Source organism: Haloprofundus marisrubri, from assembly GCF_001469955.1.
GTDB lineage: Archaea > Halobacteriota > Halobacteria > Halobacteriales > Haloferacaceae > Haloprofundus > Haloprofundus marisrubri.
Map to the genome: position 1 here is coordinate 432,903 of NZ_LOPU01000029.1, position 23,884 is coordinate 456,786.

27 protein-coding genes and 1 tRNA gene are annotated in these 23,884 nt (G+C 63.6%); 15 read left to right on the plus strand and 13 right to left on the minus strand.

Annotated features, from left to right (window positions below):
- Nucleotides 1-66 precede the first annotated feature (66 nt).
- Nucleotides 67-885 (plus strand): DUF7537 family lipoprotein, encoded by an 819-nt coding sequence (locus tag AUR64_RS12570; protein WP_058582292.1) that lies wholly within the window; start codon nt 67-69, stop codon nt 883-885.
- 38 nt (nt 886-923) lie between these two features.
- Here the strand turns inward: AUR64_RS12570 and AUR64_RS12575 are convergent, their stop codons facing one another.
- Entirely contained in the window at nt 924-1,232 is a 309-nt protein-coding gene (locus AUR64_RS12575; protein WP_058582710.1) for a hypothetical protein, read from the minus strand.
- A gap of 194 nt (nt 1,233-1,426) precedes the next feature.
- Between AUR64_RS12575 and AUR64_RS12580 the strand changes: the two genes are divergently transcribed.
- The gene (locus tag AUR64_RS12580; RefSeq protein WP_058582293.1) at nt 1,427-2,473 is read left to right on the plus strand and encodes a thiamine pyrophosphate-dependent dehydrogenase E1 component subunit alpha; all 1,047 of its coding nucleotides are present in this window, start codon (nt 1,427-1,429) and stop codon (nt 2,471-2,473) included.
- A gap of 21 nt (nt 2,474-2,494) precedes the next feature.
- Here the strand turns inward: AUR64_RS12580 and AUR64_RS12585 are convergent, their stop codons facing one another.
- Both AUR64_RS12585 and AUR64_RS12590 read right to left on the minus strand, forming a co-directional pair.
- Nucleotides 2,495-3,442 carry a M48 family metallopeptidase gene (locus AUR64_RS12585; RefSeq protein ID WP_058582294.1) on the minus strand — a complete coding sequence of 316 codons (948 nt, stop codon included), beginning with the start codon at nt 3,440-3,442 and terminating at the stop codon, nt 2,495-2,497.
- A 105-nt stretch (nt 3,443-3,547) separates the two neighbouring features.
- Nucleotides 3,548-3,781: an Lrp/AsnC ligand binding domain-containing protein gene (locus AUR64_RS12590; RefSeq protein ID WP_058582295.1), complete on the minus strand. Its 234-nt coding sequence runs from the start codon at nt 3,779-3,781 to the stop codon at nt 3,548-3,550.
- 92 nt (nt 3,782-3,873) lie between these two features.
- Between AUR64_RS12590 and AUR64_RS12595 the strand changes: the two genes are divergently transcribed.
- Both AUR64_RS12595 and AUR64_RS12600 read left to right on the plus strand, forming a co-directional pair.
- Complete coding sequence (locus AUR64_RS12595; protein ID WP_058582296.1) at nt 3,874-4,560, plus strand: potassium channel family protein; 687 nt, start codon at nt 3,874-3,876, stop codon at nt 4,558-4,560.
- Between the two features lie 2 nt (nt 4,561-4,562).
- Complete coding sequence (locus tag AUR64_RS12600) at nt 4,563-4,793, plus strand: Lrp/AsnC family transcriptional regulator (RefSeq protein WP_058582297.1); 231 nt, start codon at nt 4,563-4,565, stop codon at nt 4,791-4,793.
- Nucleotides 4,794-4,833: 40 nt separating this feature from the next.
- On the opposite strand, the gene AUR64_RS12605 is transcribed toward AUR64_RS12600, so the two are convergent.
- A complete protein-coding gene (locus AUR64_RS12605) occupies nt 4,834-5,334 on the minus strand; it encodes a DUF5813 family protein (RefSeq protein WP_058582298.1) in 501 nt (166 codons plus the stop codon).
- A gap of 105 nt (nt 5,335-5,439) precedes the next feature.
- Here AUR64_RS12605 and AUR64_RS12610 point away from each other — a divergent pair, with 105 nt between their 5' ends.
- The 6 genes from AUR64_RS12610 (at nt 5,440) to AUR64_RS12635 (ending at nt 11,694) form a co-directional block, all read left to right on the plus strand.
- Nucleotides 5,440-5,823 carry a hypothetical protein gene (locus AUR64_RS12610; RefSeq protein WP_058582299.1) on the plus strand — a complete coding sequence of 128 codons (384 nt, stop codon included), beginning with the start codon at nt 5,440-5,442 and terminating at the stop codon, nt 5,821-5,823.
- Between the two features lie 190 nt (nt 5,824-6,013).
- Nucleotides 6,014-6,481 (plus strand): hypothetical protein, encoded by a 468-nt coding sequence (locus tag AUR64_RS20540; protein ID WP_155120606.1) that lies wholly within the window; start codon nt 6,014-6,016, stop codon nt 6,479-6,481.
- A gap of 153 nt (nt 6,482-6,634) precedes the next feature.
- On the plus strand, nt 6,635-7,900 hold the full coding sequence (locus AUR64_RS12620) for a carboxylate--amine ligase (RefSeq protein WP_058582301.1): 1,266 nt from the start codon (nt 6,635-6,637) through the stop codon (nt 7,898-7,900).
- Nucleotides 7,901-8,008: 108 nt separating this feature from the next.
- Nucleotides 8,009-8,296, plus strand: a complete 288-nt coding sequence (locus AUR64_RS12625; RefSeq protein WP_058582302.1) for a winged helix-turn-helix transcriptional regulator — start codon at nt 8,009-8,011, stop codon at nt 8,294-8,296.
- A gap of 85 nt (nt 8,297-8,381) precedes the next feature.
- Nucleotides 8,382-9,737 (plus strand): LLM class flavin-dependent oxidoreductase, encoded by a 1,356-nt coding sequence (locus AUR64_RS12630; RefSeq protein ID WP_058582303.1) that lies wholly within the window; start codon nt 8,382-8,384, stop codon nt 9,735-9,737.
- Between the two features lie 97 nt (nt 9,738-9,834).
- Nucleotides 9,835-11,694 carry an ABC transporter ATP-binding protein gene (locus AUR64_RS12635; RefSeq protein WP_058582304.1) on the plus strand — a complete coding sequence of 620 codons (1,860 nt, stop codon included), beginning with the start codon at nt 9,835-9,837 and terminating at the stop codon, nt 11,692-11,694.
- A gap of 362 nt (nt 11,695-12,056) precedes the next feature.
- Here AUR64_RS12635 and AUR64_RS12640 read toward each other — a convergent pair whose 3' ends face one another.
- Both AUR64_RS12640 and AUR64_RS12645 read right to left on the minus strand, forming a co-directional pair.
- On the minus strand, nt 12,057-12,251 hold the full coding sequence (locus AUR64_RS12640) for a hypothetical protein (RefSeq protein ID WP_058582305.1): 195 nt from the start codon (nt 12,249-12,251) through the stop codon (nt 12,057-12,059).
- A 124-nt stretch (nt 12,252-12,375) separates the two neighbouring features.
- A tRNA-Leu gene (locus AUR64_RS12645) sits at nt 12,376-12,460 on the minus strand.
- A 313-nt stretch (nt 12,461-12,773) separates the two neighbouring features.
- Between AUR64_RS12645 and AUR64_RS12650 the strand changes: the two genes are divergently transcribed.
- Nucleotides 12,774-14,423, plus strand: coding sequence for an ABC transporter substrate-binding protein (locus AUR64_RS12650; protein WP_058582306.1), 1,650 nt, complete (start codon nt 12,774-12,776; stop codon nt 14,421-14,423).
- A 39-nt stretch (nt 14,424-14,462) separates the two neighbouring features.
- On the opposite strand, the gene AUR64_RS12655 is transcribed toward AUR64_RS12650, so the two are convergent.
- The 4 genes from AUR64_RS12655 to AUR64_RS12670 form a co-directional block, all read right to left on the minus strand.
- Nucleotides 14,463-14,798 (minus strand): ferredoxin, encoded by a 336-nt coding sequence (locus tag AUR64_RS12655; RefSeq protein WP_058582307.1) that lies wholly within the window; start codon nt 14,796-14,798, stop codon nt 14,463-14,465.
- A 61-nt stretch (nt 14,799-14,859) separates the two neighbouring features.
- Complete coding sequence (locus AUR64_RS12660; RefSeq protein WP_058582308.1) at nt 14,860-15,342, minus strand: GNAT family N-acetyltransferase; 483 nt, start codon at nt 15,340-15,342, stop codon at nt 14,860-14,862.
- Nucleotides 15,339-16,430 carry a siroheme decarboxylase subunit beta gene (gene ahbB, locus AUR64_RS12665; RefSeq protein ID WP_058582309.1) on the minus strand — a complete coding sequence of 364 codons (1,092 nt, stop codon included), beginning with the start codon at nt 16,428-16,430 and terminating at the stop codon, nt 15,339-15,341. Before ahbB ends, AUR64_RS12660 begins: the two co-directional genes overlap by 4 nt.
- Before the next feature lie 77 nt (nt 16,431-16,507).
- The gene (locus AUR64_RS12670) at nt 16,508-17,194 is read right to left on the minus strand and encodes a GNAT family N-acetyltransferase (protein WP_058582310.1); all 687 of its coding nucleotides are present in this window, start codon (nt 17,192-17,194) and stop codon (nt 16,508-16,510) included.
- Nucleotides 17,195-17,347: 153 nt separating this feature from the next.
- Between AUR64_RS12670 and AUR64_RS12675 the strand changes: the two genes are divergently transcribed.
- Together AUR64_RS12675 and AUR64_RS12680 are read left to right on the plus strand one after the other, a co-directional pair.
- The gene (locus tag AUR64_RS12675) at nt 17,348-18,409 is read left to right on the plus strand and encodes an anthranilate phosphoribosyltransferase (RefSeq protein ID WP_058582311.1); all 1,062 of its coding nucleotides are present in this window, start codon (nt 17,348-17,350) and stop codon (nt 18,407-18,409) included.
- A 123-nt stretch (nt 18,410-18,532) separates the two neighbouring features.
- Nucleotides 18,533-19,801 carry an amidohydrolase gene (locus tag AUR64_RS12680; RefSeq protein ID WP_058582312.1) on the plus strand — a complete coding sequence of 423 codons (1,269 nt, stop codon included), beginning with the start codon at nt 18,533-18,535 and terminating at the stop codon, nt 19,799-19,801.
- Between the two features lie 5 nt (nt 19,802-19,806).
- Here the strand turns inward: AUR64_RS12680 and AUR64_RS20545 are convergent, their stop codons facing one another.
- The 3 genes from AUR64_RS20545 to AUR64_RS12695 form a co-directional block, all read right to left on the minus strand.
- On the minus strand, nt 19,807-20,433 hold the full coding sequence (locus tag AUR64_RS20545; protein WP_155120607.1) for a hypothetical protein: 627 nt from the start codon (nt 20,431-20,433) through the stop codon (nt 19,807-19,809).
- Nucleotides 20,434-20,541: 108 nt separating this feature from the next.
- The gene (locus AUR64_RS12690; RefSeq protein ID WP_058582314.1) at nt 20,542-21,552 is read right to left on the minus strand and encodes an alcohol dehydrogenase; all 1,011 of its coding nucleotides are present in this window, start codon (nt 21,550-21,552) and stop codon (nt 20,542-20,544) included.
- Nucleotides 21,553-21,624: 72 nt separating this feature from the next.
- On the minus strand, nt 21,625-22,599 hold the full coding sequence (locus AUR64_RS12695; protein WP_058582315.1) for a succinylglutamate desuccinylase/aspartoacylase family protein: 975 nt from the start codon (nt 22,597-22,599) through the stop codon (nt 21,625-21,627).
- A 282-nt stretch (nt 22,600-22,881) separates the two neighbouring features.
- Here AUR64_RS12695 and AUR64_RS12700 point away from each other — a divergent pair, with 282 nt between their 5' ends.
- A complete protein-coding gene (locus tag AUR64_RS12700; RefSeq protein WP_058582711.1) occupies nt 22,882-23,415 on the plus strand; it encodes a peptidylprolyl isomerase in 534 nt (177 codons plus the stop codon).
- 117 nt (nt 23,416-23,532) lie between these two features.
- Nucleotides 23,533-23,877: a DUF5802 family protein gene (locus AUR64_RS12705; protein ID WP_058582316.1), complete on the plus strand. Its 345-nt coding sequence runs from the start codon at nt 23,533-23,535 to the stop codon at nt 23,875-23,877.
- The last annotated feature ends 7 nt before the right edge of the window (nt 23,878-23,884 follow it).

Here is a 23,884-nt window from a genome sequence, read left to right on the forward strand (position 1 = left end):
CGAGAGAACGGTCCAGAGCGTCGATTTCGGCGGCAGTTTGATACTCTCGGCTCCGAACGTCTCAGTATGTCGTCGAAAGCAGTCCCGCTCGCGGTGGCTCTTCTGCTACTGCTGTCGGGATGCGGCGGCCTCTTCGGCGAGACGACTCCGACGCCGCCGAGCGAGAACCGCACGAACGACTCCGCGAAGTGGCTCACACCCGGACTGACGAGCGCCGGTGTCGAGAACGCCGAGACCCTAGCTCGAACTCACCGTGATGCGCTCCGGTCGCAGTCACGGACGACGACGCTGACGCGGACGTATCGCGCCGAGAACGGGACTGCCGTCGCAAACACGAGTTCCGTCACGCGCGCCGCGGCGGGTCGCGGCGGCCAACTCGTCGAGTCGGAAGCGAGCGGACCCGCCCGCTCTCGCGTCGCGTACTTCTCCGACTCCACCGTCGTCTGGTACGATTCGAGCACGTCGGAACTCGCTACCCGAACCGAATCGGACAGTGGCGAGATTCGCTACTCCTACCGGCAAGGCAACCGCGAGCGACTGCCAACACCCGACGGCACGTACACAGAGCGCCTCTACGAGGTATTCTCGTCGACGAATCTCACTGTCGCCCCGGAGACGGTCGATAGCTCGGTTCACCGTCTCGAAGGCTCGACCTCACAGCTTCGCCTCGACGGGGAGCAACTGTCCAACGTCACCTTCACCGCTCGCGTCGACTACACAGGTGTCGTCCGCTCGTACGAACTTCGGTACGAAACCGACCGCGGCGGACTTCCTGTGCGCGTCGTCGAGCGGTTCCGTGTCTCTGACGTCGGGTCGACAGACGTCGAACGTCCCGACTGGGTGGAGACGGCGGAGAACCGAAGCAGTCGCTCCGCGAGCGTGTGACCGAACGCTGTTCGGTGAGTCCGACGAAACGGGAGTCGCTACCGTGCGTCGGGCAGTTCGTATTCTTCGGGCGCGGGCATGTACAGCACGTCGATAGTGAACCCGAGCGCCAGCGGCATTCCGACGAGCAACCCGAGCGTTCCCATCTGACCGAGTTCGACCGGAACCAGTTGTCCGGTGACGAGCGTCAACACCAACAGCACGAACGGGATGAGGATGACGGCGTACAGCACCATCCCCCACTGCGTGTCCAGTCGCAGTCGGAGAAACCGCGTCATCACCGCCGCGACGGCGGTGTGGGCGACGAACGCGACGCCGAGGACGACCAATCCGAGCACCGAAACCATAGTCGGACTACGTACCGCGCGCTCTTTGGACTGTCGGAACCGCAACGGGCGAGATACGACGCCCACGTCGCCCGCGTCTCCCGCGCTGCCCACGCCTCCCACGTCGTCGACAACGACTCGCACCTGAACCCGCGGCGACTGTCGCCACGTTGAACCGACCCACTTTATCACGAACAATCACCGACTGCACTGTCATGCATCGACTCATCGACGACCGGCCGCTCTCGGAGTCGTCGCTTTCAGCTGACGACGCACGAGCGGCGTACGTCGACATGGTCCGGACGCGACGGTTCGACGAGCGCGCGCTTGCCCTCCAGCGACGTGGTTGGATGAGCGGCTACCCTCCGTTCCTCGGGCAGGAAGCCTCGCAGGTCGGCGCGGCTCACGCGATGGCCGACGACGACTGGCTGTTTCCGACGTACCGCTCGAACGCGCTCCAAATCGCCCGCGGCGTCCCGATGAGCGACATCCTCCGGTTCCGCCGTGGCTACCCCGAGTACCACTCCGACCACGACGTGCCCGTATTCCCACAAGCGGTGCCTATCGCAAGCCAAATTCCGCACGCCGCCGGTGCGGGGATGGCCCGAAACTATCGAGAAAACGACGAAGCGATGGTGGTCTGTTTCGGCGACGGCGCGACCAGCGAGGGTGACTTCCACGAAGGGCTGAACTTCGCGGGCGTCTTCGACGCACCGGTCGTCTTCTTCTGTGAGAACAACGACTGGGCCATCTCGTTGCCACGCGAGCGCCAGACCAGAAGCGACTCCATCGCCGCAAAAGCCGAAGCGTACGGCATCGACGGCCTCCAAGTCGACGGCAACGACCCGTTGGCGGTCCGCGAGGCAGTCGAGCAAGGACTCGAATCGGCCAAAGAGGGTTCGCCCGTCCTCATCGAGAGTCTCACGTATCGCCGCGGCGCGCACACGACGGCCGACGACCCCTCCGCGTACCGCGACGACGACCCGGACCTCCCCGAGTGGCGAAGCCGCGACCCGCTCGAACGGTTCGAGGAGTTCCTCCGCGCCGAGGGCGTCGTCGACGACGAGTTCGTCGACTCCGTGTACGACGACGCGAACGAGGAACTCACCGAGGCAGTCGAAGTCGCCGAATCCGGCCCAGAGGCGGACCCCGACGAACTGTTCGACTTCGTCTACGGGTCGCTGCCGCCGGAACTCGAAGCCCAGCGCCAGCAGATGCACGACTCCATCGAGAACCACGACCCACAAGAACTCGACCGGTAACTCGGAGGTATCGCGGTCAGTTCACCGAATCGGAATCGACCGCGCCGCAGCGTCCTGCTTTTCGGCTTTCTCGACGAGTCGCTCGATTCGCGTCTCCAGCGGCGGGTGCGTCGAGAGCAGTCGACCGAGCGCCGTCTCGTCTTCGGGCATCCGGGGCGTCGGCAACCCGAAAAAGCGATTCAGCGGTGACTCGGTCGCTTGCTCCAGTCGGCGAAGCGCGCGGGCGAGCGACAGCGGCCGACCCGTTATCTCGACGGCTCTGTCGTCGGCGGCGAACTCCCGGCGGCGCGAGTACGCGCGGACCAACAACGTCAGTCCGACCGCGACGAGCGTCACGATACCGCCCACACCGTGTTCGCTCCCCGAAAGCGGCGTCGCCGACGGCGTCCCGCGAATCCACGCCGTCGCTCGGGCGACGCCCTCGAAAAAGAGCGCAACGGGCAACAGCGCGACTGCGAGAATGCTGACGACTGTCCGAAGCGCACTGACGGCGAACGTCTGGACGAGTCCGTCGTAGCCTTCGAGATGCGCGAGTTCGTGTGCCATCAGCGCCTCGAACTCGTCGGCGGAGAGCAGTCCGAACAGCGACCGGTCGACGACGACGACACCGCTCTTCGGCCCGCCGAGTGCGAACGCGTTCGGCGCGGCGAGACGGGCGACGTACACCGTCGGCGTCGCTATCTCCATCTGCTCACAGAGTTCGTCGAGTCGGCGGTACAGCCCCGACGCACGGTCGGTCGATAGCGGCGTCGCCTCGACGCTCGCCAACAGTCTCGGTGTTCCGATTCGGTAGTTGAGCCACGCGGTCAGGACGACCACACCGGCGACGAGTGCGACGCTCACCGCCGGGTCCGGACGGGCCGACCAGACGGCGAGGAGGAACCGGTAGGTCAGAAGGGCGAAGACGGCGTAGAACGCCAACAGCGACAGGCCGACTACGACCGTGAACAGACGGAACAGTAGTCGCATGCCGACTCTACGGCCGGGCGGTTGAAACAGTTGTTGTCGGCACGTTGTCGATACACTCTTTTGGGCGTCGCCGAGGTGTCTACGGGGCGTCGCCGGCGTTCGCTGCTAACTATCGAGCGAGATGTACGTCTTCGTATCGGTGACGCCCTGCAGTCCTTGAATCCCCGACGACGCGGTCTTGAGCACGTCGTACACCTCCTCGGCGTCGACTTCGACGATGAGGTCGTACGCGCCCGCGACGATGTGTGCTTCCCCCACCCGTTCGAGGTCTCGAATCGGTGCCACCAACTGCTCGGACTCTCCGGCGCCCGTCTTCACCATGATGAACGCGTGAACCATCGTGGTGTGTTACTCGGTAACGTGGCAAAAGCCTTCCCCCGGGTGTCGCCACCGGGGTAAGGTTATTCTCCCCCGCCACCGTACGCCGTCCCATGCGGTTTGTTATCATTGGCGCAGGACGTGTTGGGCTTCGGACCGCCCGCGTGCTTCGCGAGGAAGGTCACGAGGTGACGCTCATCGAACGCGACGGGGACCAAGCCGAACGGGCGCGTGCGGACGAGTTCGAGGTCGTCGAAGGCGACGGCTCCCGCGAGTCGGTACTGGAGTCGGCGGGTGTCGACGAAGCCGACGCGCTCGGCGCGCTCACGAGCGATTTGAACGTCAACTTCGCGGCCTGTATGATTGGGAAACACCACGGCTGTCGGACCGTGATGCGCATCGACGAGGACTACCGCGAGGAGATATACCAGAAGTACGCCGACGAGGTGGACGAAATCGTCTACCCCGAACGTCTCGGCGCTATCGGCGCGAAGAACGCGCTGCTCGGCGGGTCGATTCGCGCTATCGCCGACATCGCCCAGAGTCTCCAGGTGCTTCTCATCACGATTACCGACGAGTCACCGATGAACGGCTACACGATAAGCGAGGTGGCGCTCCCGTCGGAATCGCGCATTCTCGCGTTCGGCAAAGACGGCGACGCGATGGGGATTCCGCTGCCCGACGACTCGCTGGAAACGGGCGACCGAGTGGCGGTGCTCGCGGACTTCTCGGTGCTCGACGAAGTCCGACAACTGCTCGTCGGCAACAGTTCGCTGGCCGCGACCATGGGAGGTGACTGAGCATGGTCACCGCCTACGTCATGGTGAAAGCCAACACCGGCGAAGCCGAGCGACTGAAAGACGACATCTCCGCTATCGACGGCGTCGTCGACGCGCACATCGTCGCCGGCGACGTCGACATCATCGTCAAAGTCACCGTCGACACGCCCGCGGAGGTCAAAAACATCTCTGCGACCCAAATCCAAGGCATCGACGGCGTCGAAGACACCCAGACGTACATCTCGATGGACTGAGCGCTCGCCGACGAACCGCAGCGCGGTCTCTTGCTTTCTACTACTCTACGGGGTCGCTGCCGCCGGCTTGGTACGCCTGCGAGAGCATCGACGACACCGGTTCGGTGTAGTCGTAGCCGGGGATGACGCCCTGTGCGTACGTCCCCTCGACGAAGTCGACGAGTGCGCCCGCGTCGTCGACGCCGCGGCGTTCGTTGATATCCTCGAACGACATCGAAACCGTGGCGTGGCGACCGTCTTCCGAGACTTCGGGGTCGAGGTCGCGTTCGACGGCGGTGACGCCGCCGACGTCGACGACGCGGAGTTCGAACGTCTCGTACCAGCCTTCTTCGACTACGTCGGCCACCTCGTCGTTCGTCACTTCGTCGAGCATCGGCACGCGGACGGTCACGTCGTAGGCGGTTTTGCCCGCTTCGCCGGACGACACTTCGACAGTGCCCTCGAAGGGACTTTTCACCGATTCGTACGTCGTCTCGTCTACTTTCTCGAACGACGCGTGGTCGCGGAAAGCGCGATGCACGCGGTCGGGAACGTCGGTCATCGGCGGAAGAAGGCGCTCGCGGGAGAAAAACGACTCGCGTCATCGGCGTCGTCGCCGCGGTGACGACAACCTATTTACAACTCTCCCGAGATTCTCCGGCGATAGATGTTCGAGTGGCTCTTTCCGGGATGGTCGAATCCGTTTGCGATGGTGGTGTTCGTCAGTCTTCGAATCCTTCTCAACGCCGCGCTGACGGGTCTCACAGCACGAAGCGCCGGTCGACGCTCCCCATTGACGCTCCTCGTTGGCGCGGGGACACTCGTCTCGGCGGTGATGGTCGTTCTCCTACTCCGACCGGGCGGACTCGGTTACACGGCGTCGTTCGTCGAGTTCGCACTGCAACTCGTCATCGTCGCACTTGCGGGCTACGCCGTTTTGTCCACTGACTCGAAGCGACGGCGAGTGACGACTGCGACGACTATCGTCGGTGCGCTCGCGCTACTGCTGTTTTCGGTTCCCATCTACGGCGAGGCGTTCGTCGCGCCTTGAGTCGAAGCGAATCCATCAATACACTCATCAGGAGACATTATCTTTGCAAATGGCTGGCAGAGTCGATATATCGAAGCCACTGTTGACTCGGTCAAAGAGAATCAAATAAAATAGTCAATTCCACACCATATTAATCAAAATAATGTGAATGAGAAGAACACTTTTACTTTTGCAAGACAGTCTCTCAAGGATGAGATACAGGCTAGAACGGTTAGTTGGAGGTATACTGATTCTACTCCTTGCTGTCTCATCTGTAACAGAATCCCTTCTTCTAGCTGGGGTAGTCGCATTAGTCGGATTGCTATTGGTTGCACTATCTCCAAAATCTATAGACGAAAATCAATCAAGGCGTGTTATCACTGTCAGCCTCATTCCACTTGGGATACTGCTACTAGTCTATCTTAGCAGAACAGATGATATTTACTCAACGATGACTTTCCTCGCCATATGTACAATACTGATAGGTATGTACGCTGCACTCCGGGGTCCTAAGTTGCCACTTACCTTGGTGGGGGTATTGGGTGCGGCACTGATTCTCACCGCCATTGAGTTAATCATGACCAACGGTTTCATCGTGGGGATTATGGCGCTTTTCGCGGGTCTAGTAGCCATTTTCGCAGTACTCATGACATATCGGCAGGGTTCTTCCAGCGTCTAACTCTCTTCAACAATCACGGGGTGGAATCAAACCACCAATGACCGTCCTGAGAGTGGTTCCTACTGCATGTGTCAAAAGCGACAATGAATTCAGATATCGGTCCCGCTGTCCGCTATTGACGGGCTTTTGTCGCTCGCATCGAAACGACCTGCCATGGCAGACCGGTTTCTCGAAACCGACGAGTTGTTGGAGGCCGTCGCGGAGGCGGAGTTCGACCGCGCCCCGGCCGTCGTCGCCAACGCGCACATCACGGGACTGAGCGTCGCACGCGCGCTCTCTGCCCACGGCATCCCAGTCATCGCCGTCGACCGCTCCGGCGACGGCGTCGCACCTCCCTCGAACGCAATCGACTACGCCGGGCGCATCACCTACCCGCTCGACGACCGCGAGGGGTTCAGAACGGACCTCGAAGCGCTCGCCGACGCCGCTGGCACCGACCTCGTCGCCTTCGGCTGTATGGACGAGTGGGTTCACGCGTTCGCAGACGTCGAAGCCGACGGCGTTCGCCGACCGTTCTCCGACAAGCAGGGCATCGACGCCGTGTTGGACAAGTCGTCGCTGTACCGCCTCGCCGAGGAGTTGGAAGTGCCGTACCCCGAGACGTACTGGCTCTCGGAGTCGGACCCCGACGCGGCCGCCGAAGCGCTCGGATTCCCGTTCGTACTCAAACCCGCGCTGAAGCGCGAGGGTGAGGAAGCGCTCGGCACCAACGTCGTCGAGGTCAGTGACCGAGAGCAACTGTACGAGACGCTCGAAGCCGCCGAGGCCGCCGACGTCGAACTCCTCGCCCAGGAGAAGGTGAACATCGCGCAGGGCAAAGACACGTCGCTGGCCTCCTACATCTCGCCCGACGGCGAGACGCTCTCGGTCGTCGGCAACGCCCGCGTCCGCTATCCGCAGTCCTTCGGTACTTCGTGCGTGGTCGAGACGACCGACCGACCCGAAATCCGCGAGCGGGCGCTCTCGGTTCTGGACCGAACGGGCTACCACGGCATCAGCGAGTCCGAGTTCGTCTACGACGCCGACCGTGAGGAGTACGTTCTCCTCGATATCAACACGCGGCCGTGGAAGTGGATTAGCATGCCCGTCGCCGCCGGCGCGAATCTTCCTCTCGCCGCGTACGCGTCCGTCGTCGACAGCGTGGAGTACGACGTTTCGAGCGCCGCCGAGAACGTCGGTGATGCGCGCTGGGTCTATCTCCGCGACTATCTGACGCTGCTGTCGACGGACGACTCGTTCCGCGACGTGCTTTCCGGTGACGACTGGACGACGCTGGTGTCCGGCGGGTTCGAGTCCGCCGAGTCGCTCGGCACATCCGAGTCGTTGACGACGGGCGTCTACCGCCCCTCGGACCCGAATCCGACGGCGAAACTCCTCGAAACGGAGTTCAGCCGGCGCGACTACTACTGCTCCTGTTGACCCCCGAGAGTCCACGCCATCACAGAACCGCCGCGTGTGCCCCGTTCACGTGATTTTTCGGCGGCAACACGCAAGTCATTTCAACACAGTACGCTGTCTGTTCGGTATATGGCTGAGACTGAGGCTCAAAACAGCGTCGACCGGCTCGTCGAACTGCTCGACGACCGACTGAAGAAGTCCGAATGGGAGATTCTCGTCGCACTCGCGGAAGCCGACGGCCCGCTCACCAAGGAAGAACTCGCCGAAGCGACCGGCTACACCGACCGAACCGTCTCGAAGCGTACGGACACGCTCGAAGAGCAGGTCCACGGCGGCACCCTCGTCAAGCGCGACGACGACGGCAACGCCTACCTCCACCCGCAGTTCGCCGCCGCGGTCCGACAGTACGAGTCGTAGTCGGTTCTCGCCCTCCGTCACCGCTACCCCACCCGAGCCGCCGGTATCTCCCACCTATTACTTTCTTCCTCTCCTGCTTCCGCTAATGACCGAGCGGATGCATCTCAACCTCTTTACGATGAACTCGGTAGAGCACGTCTCGCCGGGGCGATGGACCTACCCGGGCGACCAGTCGCACCGCTACACCGACCGTGACTACTGGACCGAGGTCGCCAGAACCGCCGAACGCGGCGGCTTCGACGCCGTCTTCTTCGCCGACGTGCGCGGCATCTACGACGTCTACGGTGGTAACCGTGATTCGGCGATTCGTAACGCCATCCAAACTCCCGCGAACGACCCGCAGGCGCTCGTCCCCGCGATGGCCGAAGTCACAGAGCACTTGGGATTCGCCGTCACGCGCTCGACGACGTACACCCACCCGTACCAACTCGCCCGCGAACTCTCGACGCTCGACCATCTCACCGACGGTCGTATCGCGTTCAACATCGTCACCTCCTATCTGGAGAGTGCTGCCGAGAACCTCGGCTTGGACGAGCGGATGGACCGCCAGACGAGATACGACCGCGCCGACGAGTTCATGGACGTCTGCTACGCGCTCTGGGAGGACAGTTGGGAGGAGGATGCGGTAGTACAGGACCGCGAGCGCGGGATGTACGCCGACCCCGAGAAGGTCCACGCCATCGACTACGAGGGAGAGTTCTTCTCGGTGCCCGGCCCGCACAGTTGCGAACCGTCGCCGCAGCGGACGCCCGTGCTGTATCAGGCCGGGTCGTCGGACCGCGGCCGCGACTTTGCCGCCGACAACGCCGAAGCCGTGTTCGTCAGTCAACCGACGGAGGCAGGGACGCGGAGCTACATCGAAGACATGCGCGAACGCGCCGCCGACCGCGGCCGCGACCCCGACTCCTTGCTCTTTTTCCCCGGAATCGTCCCCATCGTCGGCGAAACTGAGAAACTGGCCCGCGAGAAACACGAGAGCTTCCGCGAACACGTCAGCACCGAAGGGACGCTCACGATGCTCTCGGGCTTTTTGGATATGGACCTCTCGCAACTCGACCCCGACCAGAACGTCGAACACATCGAAACCGACGCGATTCAGGGCGCGATGAACGCGTTTACGAAAAACGACCCCGACCGCGAGTGGACCGTCCGCGAAGTCGCGGAGTTCTCGGGACTCGGCTCTACGTCGCCCGTCGTCGTCGGTACTCCAGAGCAAGTGGCCGACAAACTGCAGTACTGGTTCGAAGAAGTCGGCGTCCACGGCTTCAACGTCAAGGAGATTTCGCGACCGGGCACGCTGAACGACTTCGTGAACCTCGTCGTGCCGATTCTCCGTGAACGCGACTTGGTACGCGAGGCGTACGAGGGCGAGACGCTGCGCGAGAACGTGCTTGGGGCAGGGCAGCGTCGACTTCGGGACGACCATCCGGCGAAGCAGTGAGCGACGACGCACGGGAACACCGAAAAGCCGAAAGAAAACCCATCCTCTCACGCCGGTTGCGATGGGGTTTTGTCGTCTCCGTGACCCGTAGCGAGTAGTGACCGACGCAAACACGTCATTTCAAGCCCTCGCCGACCAGGTCGAGCGCCCGATACAGCGGGTGTTCGACGAGTACGGCAAACCGGAGATACGGTGGTTGACGCTCGGCGTTCTGACGAGTTTTCTCTCCCGAGCGGCGAACCTCGTTCCGCCGCTGCTTCTCGGCGTGACGCTCAACGCCGTCGAAGGTGGTCCCGGCGCGTACACGCTGCCGCTCGTTCCCGACGCGTGGCTTCCGACGACGGTCCCCGAGCAACTGACGCTCTCTATCGCGCTCATCGCGGGCGCGTTCGTCGTCGCCGCGGTGGCGTCGTGGGGCCGGACGGTGACGCTGAACCTCTTCGCCCACCGTATCGAACATTTCCTCCGCGTCGACACCTACGAGCGGATGCAGGCGCTCGACATGGCCTTCTTCGACGACAAGCAGACCGGCGAGATAATGTCGGTGTTGAACAACGACGTGAACAATCTGGAGGTGTTCTTCGACAACGCCCTGGAGAGCACCATCCGCCTGTTCGTGATGGTGCTCGGTATCGCGGGCGTGCTGTTCTATCTCAACTGGCAACTCGCCATCGTGACGCTCGTGTTCGTGCCGCTTCTCGCGGGCTTTACCTACTGGTTCATGACGCGCGTCGAACCCGTCTACGCGGCCGTCCGGTCGAGCATCGGGGGGATGAACACCCGACTGGAGAACAACCTCTCGGGCATCGACCTCATCAAGACCACCGCAACCGAGCGCTACGAGGCCCAACGCGTCCGCACTGCGTCGAAAGAGTACTTCGACCAGATAATGACCGTCATCAAACTCTCCGGCATCTACCAACCGGGGATGCAGTTCATCGGCGGGATGACGTTTCTTGCCACGTTCGCCGTCGGCGGCTACTGGCTGGTCGTCGGCCCGCCGCCGTACGCAAGCGGCGTATTGCGAGTCGGGACGTTCGTGACGTTCGTGACGCTCGCCCGCGAGTTGGTCGCGCCCGTCAGCGAATCCGGCCGCATCGTCGAGTGGTACGAGAACGCGCTCGCGTCGACGCGGCGTATCTACGCGCTCCGCGACATGCCCGCGAGCATCGACGACCCTGACGACCCCGTGTCGCTCGGTACCGTCGAGGGCCGCGTCGAGTACGACTCGGTCTCGTTTTCGTACGACGAGAGCGAGCAGGTGCTTTCGGACGTGAACTTCGCCGTCGCCCCCGGCGAGACGCTCGCACTCGTCGGACCGACGGGTGCAGGCAAATCGACGATTCTGAAACTGCTCCCCCGACTGTACGACGTGAACGACGGGTCCGTCCGCGTCGACGGCGTCGACGTGCGGGATGCGTCACTGTCCGAACTGCGCGGCGCTATCGGCTACGTCGGCCAAGAGACGTTCCTCTTCGACGGAAGCGTCGCGGAGAATCTCCGGTACGGGGCGTTCGACGCAACCGAAGAAGAGGTCGTCGAGGCGGCGAAAATCGCCGAGGCCCACGAGTTCATCGAGGACCTGCCCGAGGGCTACGACACGCGAATCGGCGAGCGTGGCGTGAAACTCTCCGGCGGACAGCGCCAACGGCTCTCTATCGCACGGACGGCGCTGGCGGACGCGCCGATTCTCATCCTCGACGAGGCGACCTCCGCCGTCGACACCGAGACCGAACGCCGAATCCAGCGCGGACTGGAGCGACTCACCGAGGACCGGACGACGCTCGTCATCGCCCACCGCCTGTCGACGGTGACGAACGCCGACCAGATTCTCGTTCTCGACGACGGCCGAATCGAAGAACGGGGGTCCCACGACGAACTCCACGAGACCGGTGGCGAGTACGCGTCGCTGTGGGCCGCGCAGGCGAGAGCCCCGGTCGGCTCACAGGACGACTGATGTCCGGTTCTCAGGTCGACGGAAACCGTCACGACTCGGTGATGGTCTAACTGACCGACCAGTCACCCACACCCTCTGCCGTCTGCGCCATGTTTAAGTAGACGGGGAGTCTGTGTTCAGGTGACGCTTCGCTTTGGAGGGCCGAAGCGTCAGCGGGGACCAATTCAGGGCGGCAAACGCTGCACCCTTGCTTTTCTCACGGGTGCGGCGTTTTCCCCTTTCGCTAACGACCAACACGAGAGAGCGACATCTGTCCTCAATCGCATTCGACGCTAATCGTATCCGGCACAGAGTTGTACCTAACACCGACAGTGCGGTCGGTCGCTGTCCGTTTCAGCCATCGAAGAAACCGACGAGTCCAGTTACGCGTCAGTCGGCGGGTTCCGTGCTAAGCCGTCGAACATCGCTGCTGAAGCGACGAGCGTCCCAGCGCCACCCGCCATCGAGAGCGGAACGACCGTCAGTGCACCGAGTGCCCCGCCGCCGAGAAGCGCGATACCCATGACAAACAGTATCAGGTCGAACCGCGTCGGGACGGTCGATGCGAGGTCGTTCATGGCTCTAATTAGATGTTATTAGCCACCTTTGTGTAAGTTGGGGTCGGTCGGACTTCTGTCGTGTACGCGGGTCGTACCGGGTCGAGCGTGCGCTACTCACAACGTTGCGACGCGACGAAAACGATGCGAGGGACGAGATTTGAACTCGCGAATCCCTACGGAAGCGGGTCTTAAGCCCGCCGCTTTTGGCCTAGCTCAGCCACCCTCGCGCAGTACCTCGTACCGGGGTCGTCCGCAAGTCGGTTTCGGTACGCACTCGTGAGTTTCGTCGACCGCTGTCGCGTCATCGACTCGTTTCTCTCGTCCGAGACACAACCGAACAGAGTTCGGTTCGCCTCTGACTCACTTCGTTCGTCAAAGACACCGATGACACGGTCATCGAGCCTACGCCTCGCTGCGCTCGTCGTAGGCACCGACAGACTTCGTCTGTCCATCTCGGACTCGTTTCTCTCGTCCGAGACACCGGCGAACGTCTCGCCAGACGACAGCCACTAATGCGTGAATTTACTACGAATCGTGTAAATGAACGAGCGGACAACGGACCGCGTGACGCGTAGACGACTCCTCCGAGGCACTGCTGCGGCCGGTCTCGCCGGTCTCGCCGGATGTGCCGGGGGCGGTGGCGACGACGCCGGGAGCGGAAACGACACCGCAACCAACGGCTCCTCGACGGAGACACAGGGTGAAGTCGGTCCGGCCGAGACGTTGAGCGTCGCACAGGTGAAGACGCCGCTCGGATTCGACCCGATTCAAGCCAACAACGTCCCTTCGCTACAGATAGTCGAGCGACTGTTCGACTCGCTGTACACCTACGCCGAGGGGACGGAACTCGTGCCCGAAATCGCCGCGGCCGACCCCGAAATCACGAGAGACGGAACCAGATACGTCGTCCCGTTGCGCGAAGAGGCACGCTTTCAGAACGGCGACCCGGTCACCGCAGAGGACGTGAAGTACTCCTTCGAGGCCCCCGGCCGCGAGGAAACGCCCAACGGGTCGGAGTTCGATATGATAGACTCTATCTCCGTCGTCGACGAGTCGACGGTCCAGTTCGACCTCGCGTATTCCTTTGGCCCCTTTCGGCACACGCTGGCGTGGGAACCGGTTCCGAAGTCGGTCCGCGAGTCGGACAGAGACGCGTTCCACACCGAGTCACCGGTCGGCACCGGGCCGTTCCAGTTGGTCGACTGGCAGGAGGGACAGTACGTCACACTCGAACGCTGGGACGACTACTGGGGCGACGAGCAAGCAAATGTTGCCCGTATCGAGTTCGAGCCAGTAGAGGAGTCGACGACGCGCGTGACGACACTCCGACAGGGCAACAACGACATCATCGAGGAGATTCCGCCGAAACTGTACTCCACCGTCGAGCAGATACCGAACGCGTCGGTGACGGAGACGCCCGGCCTCGGCTACTACTACCTCGCGTTCAACTGCAACGAGGGTCCGACGGCGGACAAGCGCGTCCGGGAGGCAGTCGACTACTGCGTCGACATGGACCAAGCGGTGTCGAACTTCGTCGAACCGGCGGGCGAACGGCAGTACACGCCGCTACCGCAGTCGCTCATCGACGACTGGGGGTTCCCGCAGGAGCAGTGGGCGGAGATTCCCCACGAGAAGAACGTCGACGAAGCGAGACGTCTGTTCGACGAAGCGGGCGTCGACGCCGACTACAGTTGGCGCATCATCGTCCCCCCGGACGACAAGCGCGAACAAATCGGCGTCTCCGTCGCCAACGGACTGCAGGAAGCCGGATTCGACGCCGAGGTCCAGCGACTCGACTGGGGGGCGTTCCTCGACGCCTACAGCACCGGCAACGAGTCCGACTACAACATGTACACTCTCGGCTGGTTGGACGAAGTCGACCCCGACGGCTACCTCTACTACATGTTCCACGAGAGCGAGGAAGGGTCGACCAACGGCTGTTACTACCGCAACGACGAGGTGATGACGAAACTCGACGAGGCGCGTCAGACGGCCGACAGAGAGCAGCGGAAATCGCTGTACACCGACGTCGTGACGACGCTCATGGAGGACCGCCCGCACCTCGCCGCCTACAACCTCAAAAACAGTTTCGGCGTCCGTGACCGAGTCGCCGGCTTCGAGCCACACACCATGCCCTCACAGAACCCGCGGTTCGTCACCGACAGCGGCCGCGTCTCGCTGGAGAAGTAGTCGAACTCGCTCCGAACGGGTCGGCTTCTCGTGCCCGCGCTACCAGTCGACGCTCAGTGTCCCGTCGCCGTGGGGGTTCGGTGCGATTTCCTCGTCGGTCCGGCGGTCGATGACGTGGATGACGCCGTCGCCTTTTTTCGCCGGGCAGACCTCCGCGGCCCGGACGTTTTCGTCGAGTTCGTCCTCGCCGATGTAGTACGACTTCGCCTTCGCCAGTCCGGAGGCGAGGTCCATCTCCCAGTTGTCGGCGACTTCCGCACATCGGCCGGCCCCGAAGCACTTGTTCGCCTCGAATATTATCTTGTACGGTTTCTCCGCTACGGGAGGACCCTCGCCGCCGAACTCGCTCGGCTTCGTGACGCCGTCGTCGCTCATCGTCTCGAAGTAGTGGAAGGTCGGACTTTCGTCTGTCGGTCTCGCGTTCGAAGCCTCGGGCTTACAGCGACTTCTCCATCTCGACGTGCGGGATGCCCGCCTCCTCGAACACGTCGCTCGTCGTCTCGTAGCCCAAGGACTCGTAAAACGACTCGACGTGCGTCTGTGCGTGGAGGCGGAGTTCGGCGAATCCCTCCTCGCGGGCGACTCGCTCGGCGACGACGACGAGTCTCTTGCCCCACCCCTCACCGCGGTTCGATTCCAACACGGCGACGCGTTCGAGTTTGCCGACGGCGTCAGCACCGTCCTCGCCGTCGTCATCGCCGACCGTATCCCCGTCGCCGACGCGTCGCAGACGCGCGACGCCCACGGCCGTCTCGCCGTCGTATGCGACGAAGTGAATCGCCTCGTCGTCGTACTCGTCCCACTCCAGTTCCTCGGGAACGTCCTGCTCGTCGACGAACACCGCCTCGCGGACGCCGAAGGCATCTCTGCGCTCTGCCTCGCTCTCGACTTGCTTTACTGTCCTCTTTGCTCGCGTCACGTCTCGTCACCGACGAGTTCGTCGTACTGCGCGCCCGTCTGTTTGAGCGTCTCCGTGGAGTAGAGCCGTTCGTGGTCGAACGGCAGATACTCCGACGCGAGTTCGTCTATCTTCTCGTCGACGACGTCGGCTTCGCGGCCGTGAATCATCGTGAAGAGATTGTACGGCCACTCCTGTTCGGGGCGTCGCGGGCGGTGGTAACAGAGCGTCACGTACGGCAGCGACCCGACCTGCTCGCCGCGGGCGTCGAGTTCGTCGTCGGGGACGTCCCAGACCACCATGCAGTTGTTCCGGAAGCCAGTGACGACGTGGTTGACGACGCAACCAATTCGCTTGATACAGCCGTCGTCGAGTAGTCGTTGGACCGCTGCGAGCACGTCGTCGACGTCCGCGTCGATGTTCTCGGCGATGTCAGTGTACGGCGTCGCCGACAGCGGAAACCCGTCCTGAATTTCGAGAAGCAGGTTCGCTTCGAGTTCGGAGAGGCCGCCCGTCGCCTCCTCGCTGATGCGCGTCGCGGTCACCTCCGTCTCGGTCAGACTCTCGCGCGCTCGCGGCTCCGCCGCTCGCTCGTCCGGAAACGCGAGCGTCTCCCGCGCGAACCGGTCGTCGTTGACGACAGGGAACTCCAAGTCGATGTAGTAGTCGGTGAGCATCGGGAGGTTCAGCACCTCACAGCCGGTTCGCTCCTCGATTTCGTCGAGAATCCGGTCGCGCGTCGCTCTGGAGCCGGCAGTGACGACGAACCACATGTTCCACTCGTGCTCGCGGCGGTAGTTGTGGTTCACCTGCTGGTAGCCGTTGATTATCTCGGCGACTTCCTCGAATCGCTCCTCGGGTGCTCTCACCGCCGCGAGCGTCGAACTGCCGATGACCGGCGGGTTGAGCACCGCGCCGAACCGTCGGAAGATACCCTGCTCGCGGAGGTGTTCGACCCGCGAGAGCGCGTCGGCTTCGGAGACACCCAACTCCTCGCCGACGACGCGGAACGGTCGTTCGACGACGGGGAACTCGCTTTGGTACTCGTCGACGAGGGCGGCGTCGACGGCGTCGAGGTCGGTCCGCCAGTCGGCGTCTACGGGACCCATCGCTCGGAGTTAGAAGGGAGGAAACCTACCAGTTTCGGAGTCCTGTCGGGCGAATCACTACGGGGAGGGAGGTGTGGTCAGTCGTCGCTACCGGAGCGCCGCCCGTCGCTGCCCGTCTCGGCCATCTCCGGGGGTTCTGCGGAGTCGGTCGTCTCCGCCATCTCTGTTGTCCCTGCTGTCTCCGTTGCCTTCGTTGATTTTGTCGACTCGACTGCGTCGACCAACGGCGGGGCGTCGCTCTCGGGGAGTTCTCTCGCCATCACGACCATCGGGTGGCCGTCGTTGAGTTCGAACGAATCGTACACCGTCTCCCAGCCCTCCCGTTCGTAGAGTTGCCGGGCGGCGTCGTTGTCGACACCGGTCGTCAGCACGCTCGTCTCGTGAGCGAGGCCGTCGAGGACGGTGTCGTGAAGGTTGGTCGCCAGTCCTCGCCGTCTCGCGTCGTCGGCGACGGCGAGTTCGACGAACTCGAAGCAGTTCCGTAACCATCGCTCGGTTCGCTCCGGGCCGAGTGCGCCCGCGAGTTGGTCGTGGTAGAACTGCCCCGGTGCGGAGGTGTAGCCGTAGACGAACCCGAGTACCTCGTCGTCCTCGACGGCCGCGAAGCCGCGGTAGCCCGGATAGTCCGCGTGGCGCTCGAACTGTGTGGCCGCTTCCGCGCGGCTCTCCCACCCGCGCTCGGAGTCGCTGTACAGGTCCCAGTACAGCGAAACGGCAGCGTCGAGCGCCGGGCTTCGTCGAGACAGCGGGATGAGGTCTGTCATCTACCCTGCTGTTCGGACTGTGAGCACATGAGTCCCTGTTACAGAGTGACTGGTATTACACGAATCCAAACCAGTTTCACGTCTCGTGGGACCTCGCCCGCTCCAGAAGCCGAGAGCGGGACGTTTTTGCTCGGCCCGACCCAAGCCGCGCACATGGCGAACGCGACACAGGAGTTTGGCGAATGGCCGCTGAAACGGCTGATGACGGAGGTTTGTGGCTCCGGCCACAAATCGGCTGACGACCTCACGCGCGAGCAAGCGAGCGAGGCGATACAGCGAATCTTCGCGGGCGAACCCGACCCGACGACGCTCGGGGCGTTCTGGCTTGCAAACCGCTGGAAGCGCAACAACCCCGAGGAACTCGCCGCCTACACCGACGAGATGTGTGCGCGCGTCGAGTACGCCGAACCCGACGCCGACCCCGTCGACTGCGGCGCGAACTACGACGGCAAAGGCAGAACGGCCATCTTGGGTGTCGCTGCCGGCGTCGTCGCCGCCGCGGCAGGCACGCCCGTCGTCACACACTCGGGCGACCGCGTCCCGACGCAGAAACACGACGCGTACAAACACGTTCTCGACGAACTCGGCGTCCGAACCGAACTCGAACCGCAGGAATCGGCCGACATGGTCGACGAGACCGGGTTCGGCTTCTACTACCAACCGGCGTTCAACCCCGCAGTGGATAGCCTGTTCGAGCGCCGTGACATGATGGGTGTCCGTACGTTCGTCAACACCATCGAGACGCTGGCGAACCCCGCCAACGCCGACGTTCACCTCGGTTCCTTCTACCACCTCGCGTTCGCCAAGAAAGTGACCGACACGTTCGAGGCCAGCGAGTTCCACGACCTTCACCGCGTCATCATGTTCCAAGGGATGGAGGGGTACGACGACATCCGCCCCGGCTACACGAAAGTCGCCGAGTGGACCGACGGCGAGTTCACCGACTACGAGATAGAGACCGAAAACTACGGCATGGAGTTCGACGCCGAAGACCTCGAAGTCGACGACGTCGCGGGCGACTCCGCGCAGATAACCGAAGCGGTCGTCTCCGGCGAACGCGACGACGAGTTCGCCGACGCCGTCGCGCTGAACGCGGCGTTCCGTATCTTCGCCCGTGAAGACGCCGAGGACCTCGAAACCGGACTGGAGATGGCCCGTGAGGCTATCGCCGACGGGAGCGCCGAAGCGGTGCTCGAAGAGCTTCGCGCGTTCTGAAGTCGACGACACAGGACCTGTGTCTCTATTTCTCTCTTGCCCCCGATTCGGCGAGTGGCGTCGAAAACCCCCGTCGACCGCCGAGAACACGACGTTTTTGCCACTCTGTGACAGCGGTCAGGCATGGCGCAACTCACCGACCGCTCGCTCACGGAGATTCGACGCGACCTACACACCTACCCCGAAGCCGGATGGAAGGAGTTCCGGACGACCGCACTCGTCGCCGAGGAACTCGACGAACGCGGCTTCACGCTCCAACTCGGCCCCGAGGCCGTGAACGCGGACGCTCGACTCGGCGTCCCCACCGACGACGACCTCGCCGCCGCCGAGGACCGCGCCCGCGACCTCGGCGCACCCGACGAGTACGTCGACCGACTCGACGGCATCTCGGGTCTCGTCGCCACGAAAATGTACGGCGACGGCTCCGGGCCGACGGTCGGCGTCCGCGTCGACATGGACGCCCTCGAACGGCAGGAGGCGACCGACGACGACCACCGCCCCGCCCGCGAGGGGTTCGGCTCGAAACACCCCGGCGAGATGCACGCCTGCGGCCACGACGGCCACACCGCCATCGGCGTCGGTATCGCCCGCGAGTTCGACGCGAACGGAGGGTTCGACGGAACCCTCAGACTGTTCTTCCAACCCGCAGAAGAGGGCGGCCGCGGCGGCAAGCCGATGAGCGAAGCCGACCACTTCTCGGACATCGACCACATGGTCGCGCTTCACCTCGGATTGGGTGAGGAGACGGGAACCGTCGTCGCCGGCTACGACAACCCGCTCTCCAATGCAAAGATCGACGTGACGTTCCTCGGCGAACCCGCCCACGCAGGTGGCGCGCCGAACGAGGGCCGAAACGCGATGCAGGCGCTCGCCGCGGCGGTCCAGAACCTCTACGCCATCCCGCGACACGCCGACGGCGTGACCCGCATCAACGTCGGGCAGGTCCACTCGCCGAACGCCCAAAACGTCATCAGCGAAGAGGCGCGTCTGCGCGTCGAAGTCCGCGGTGAAACTGCTGAGTTGAACGAGTACATGCTCGGAAAGGCGCGAACGGTGGTCGAACACGCCGCGGCGATGCACGACTGCGAGTTCGAGACGAGTCTCTACGGCAAGACGACGACGTTCGAGAACGACGCCGAGATGGTCGAAGCGGTGAAAGCCGCCGCCGAAGGCGTCGATTCGGTCAGCGAAATCAAAGACAGAAAGCCGTTCGGCGGGAGCGAAGACGCCTCGTATCTCATCCGCGAGGTGCAGCGAAACGGCGGGACCGCGTCGTACGTCGGTATCGGCGCGTCGAACCCGGCGGGCCACCACACGGCGTACTTCGACATCGAAGAGGAATCGCTGGACATCGGCGTCGACGTGACCTGCGAGACGATTCGGTCGCTCTGAGTCCCTCAGACGACCTCGAACAGCGCGCCGACCGTTCCATGACTTCTACCGCCGACGACTTCGACAGGACCGATACCGAAGCAGTAGCGTCCCGACTCGAAGGCGAGACCAACACCGGCGCGGCCGCTGTTCATCGTTCGGTCTCCGTCGGTGTCGATGGGGACGGTCCAACTGTACTCGTCGCCCGACTCGATTTCGGCCCCGAGGTCTTCGACGTAATCTCGCGAGTCGGCGTTCGTCCACCGCTCCTCGGACTCTCGCCAGATTTCCCAGTGGTACGGGCCGAAAAAGAGCGCGTTGTTGGTTCGGTTGACCAAGGAAAACTCGATGCTGTCGCCCATCTCGGCGCGCTCTGCGGACGGTCGGACGTACACCGCCGTCTCGTCGGTCGCTTCGTGATAACAGCTAGCTACGGTGCCCGGACACGACTCGTCGGAAAACCGAGACTCGCCCGGCGGGTCGCCGACCAACGCTGGCTCCGGTGTGTTCGTCGCGGTCTCCGTTTCACTCGGGGTCCGTGTTGTGGACGTCGATGGTGAACGAGTCGAACCGCTTCTCTCGGCTGGCGACTGACACCCGGCCAATCCAACGAGAAGCGAGGCCGAAGAGACGAGGAGGGCGCGGCGCTGCATGGTCGTCGCTCCCGCGCACCGGGTAAATGTCTTCTGTCGTGAACGAATCTGACTGGCTCCAAAAAGCCGGAATCGACTGCATTACCTCTCCGCTACTCTCCCACCCCGCTACTCGCCCGGCACCAACACTGCGCGGAACCGAACCTCGTTGTCCAACATCGCGTCGTACGCTTCTTCGGCGTCTTCGAGCGCGTACATCTCGATTTCCGGCGTGATGTCGCGCAGGTCGCTGAACTCCAAGGTGTCTTGGGAGTCGCGGGCGTCGCCGGAGGGCCACCCGCTCACGGCGTTGCGACTCGTGACGAACTGCTGAACTGGGACCGAGACGGGGCCGCCGGGAACCGCGACGGCGACGAGTTCGCCGTCGACGCCGAGTCCACCGGCGACCGACTCCATCGCGTCGGCGCTCGGGGCGGTCCCGAGAACGACGCGCGCGCCGCCCATCGACTGCAGTTCCTCGGCGGGGTCGACCTCCGAAGCGTCGAGGAAGTGGTCCGCGCCGAGGTCGTACGCGAGGTCCTCTTTGTCGGGCGAACGCGAGATGGCGACCGTCTCGAACCCGGCGGCGTGGGCGTACTGGATGGCGAGGTGGCCGAGGCCACCGACGCCTTGGACGGCGACGAGGTCGCCCGCCCGCGCGTCGGTGTTTCTGAGCGCGTTGAACGTCGTAATTCCCGCGCAGAGAAGCGGCGCGGCGTCGACCGAATCGAGGTCCTCGGGCATCCGCGCGAGCGCTTCCTGCGGGGCGGTCATGTACTCGGCGTAGCCGCCGTCGTAGGAGATGCCGGTCACTTTCGCGTTCTCGCAGTTGATGAAATTGCCGCGACGGCAGGCGTCGCAGGTGAAGCAGTGACCGCCGTGCCAACCGACGCCGACGCGGTCACCGACCTCCCACGCCTCCACGTCGTCGCCGACGGCGTCGATGCGCCCGGCGACTTCGTGACCCGGAATCCGGGGGTACTCCACGCCGGGCCACTGGCCCTCCTTGACGAACACGTCGCTGTGACAGATGCCGCAGGCGTCGACTTCGACGCGAACTTCGTCGGCGGCGGGGTCTGGAACGTCTCGGTCGACGACTTCGAACGGTTCTCCGGGTTCGGTGACCTGAACAGCCTTCATCGCGGTGAGTACGGAACGCAGTGAGGTAGTGATTGGGCGCTGTGGTCGGGGCGGCGTCCGACCGGTTTCGGCTTACTCCACGTCCAGCAACGCGACGCCGACGAGCGTCTGGCCGGCGGTCACCGTCGACTCCAACGCCACCGAGTAGAGGATGCCGTCGCGGTCGGCTTCGACCTCTTGGAGGGTTTCGTACGTCGTCGGGTCGAAGACGCGGCCGAGATGGTCACCCGAGGCGACCGACTGGCCGAGTTCGACGCCGTCGTCGACGAGGAACAGACCCGAATCCGCCGCTGTGACCCGGCCGAGATGGTTGCGCGCGACGGTGCCGTCCCAGTTCGTCTCGGTCTCGCTCCCGCTGTCGCCGCCGAGCATCCCCATATGTTCGAGCACGCCGAACATTCCTTCGACTCCCGTCTCGATGGCCGGTTCGACGAGTTGCTTGTTGTGCGCGAGTTCCGGCGTGATGGAGGGAATACCCTCCCGAGTGGCGGCGACGCGGAACTTGCCGCCGAAGTTGCGCTCGGACCACTCGGTGTCGGCGTCGTCGCCGGCAGCCTCGGCGAGCAGGAGATTCGTCCCGAACGCCTCCGCGAGTGCGCGGCACTCCTCGTCACCTTTCAGGTAGACCGTGTGGGTGAGCATGTCCGGACTCCCGGTATGCAGGTCGACGATGGCGTCGGCCTCGCCGGCGTACTCCCAGAGGCGGGCCGCGATACGCTGGTGGAGCGACCCGTCGGCGTCGCCGGGCCAAACCCGATTGAGGTTCGGATTCACGGAGTCGACGACTTCCGGCGTCGTGTACGAGACGTTGTCGAACGTGAGCGGGTCCGCGACGGGGACGGCGATTACTCGGCCGCTGAGTTCCTCGTGGTCCAGTCGCTCGTGGAATCGGCGTAAGACTTCGGTGCCGTTGATTTCGCGGCCGTGTTGGGCGGCTTGGACGTACAGCGTCGGCCCGTCGTCGTCGCTTCCGTAGGTGTGGACGGTCGTTTCGACCGGGACGCCGGACGGGAGTCGCGTGAGCGTGATTCGCTCGGCCGTGTGCATGATTTTCACTCGGCGTGAGGGGTGATGTAACTGCGGGTGGCGGCGGCGATGGGGTGTTGTTCGAGAGCATCGAGGAGTTGACCGGCACACACCGAACCACTCTTTTCAGCCTCTCACTACACCCAACTCATGACACGTCCCCCGACTCGACGCGGTGCCCTCCGTGCGCTCGGTCTCTCCGTCGGCGTCGCACTCGCCGGCTGCGCTAGCCAGAACTCGAACGACGATTCTGACGACGACACGTCAACGGGCTTTTTGACCTCCGGAGCCGACGACTCCGGTATGGCCGACCAAGAAAACCCGGACAACCCGACGGCAGTACTGAAGACGAACCACGGCGACATCACCGTCGAACTCTTCGAGGAGCGCGTTCCGCGCACCGTCGAGAACTTCACCGGCCTAGCGACGGGCCAGAAAGAGTGGACCGACCCCGAGTCGGGCGAGACGAAAGACGGTGAGCCGCTGTACGAAGACGTGCTGTTCCACCGCATCATCGAGGGCTTCATGATTCAGGGTGGCGACCCGACCGGAACCGGCCGCGGCGGCCCCGGCTACCAGTTCGACGACGAGTTCCACGACGAACTCGGCCACGACGGCCCCGGCGTGCTCTCGATGGCGAACTCCGGCCCGAACACGAACGGCTCGCAGTTCTTCATCACGCTCGACGCCCAACCGCACCTCGACGGCCGCCACTCGGTGTTCGGCAAGGTCATCGACGGCATGGACGTCGTCCGCGAAATCGGTTCGGTGCCGACCGGTCAGAACGACAAACCGGCCGAAGACGTCGTTCTCGAATCGGTCGCCGTCTACCGGTAGTTCGGTTTTCGACACTCGATTCTTACTTTTTAACGACCGCGGCAGTACGGTTGCGCGTCTACATAAATTCTCGTGGCAATTCTTATATACGAGAATGGTAGATATTCACACGCACAGATGTTCGAACGATTTTCCAGCGGTTACTACCTCGGTGAACTGTACGTCGAACCGGCCGACTGCGACCGCCCCACGATTCACCGAGCGGACCACGAGCGGATGAACGAGCAACTGTACCTCACCGGCGACGGGGTCGAACGACTCGACGCGCCGCTCGTCATGAAACTCCACACGACGCACTTCCCCGTGCTCGGTGACGACGACGTGCCGACGGGCACGCTCGCGCTCCCCGAATCGATGGCGACAGACGACCTCCCGAACTCCTGTGGGGTGTTTCTCGCAACCGCCGAGCGAGCGGAAGAACTCCTTCGATACGCCGGCTACGAGGCCCCGACGGGTACCTGAATCGGTC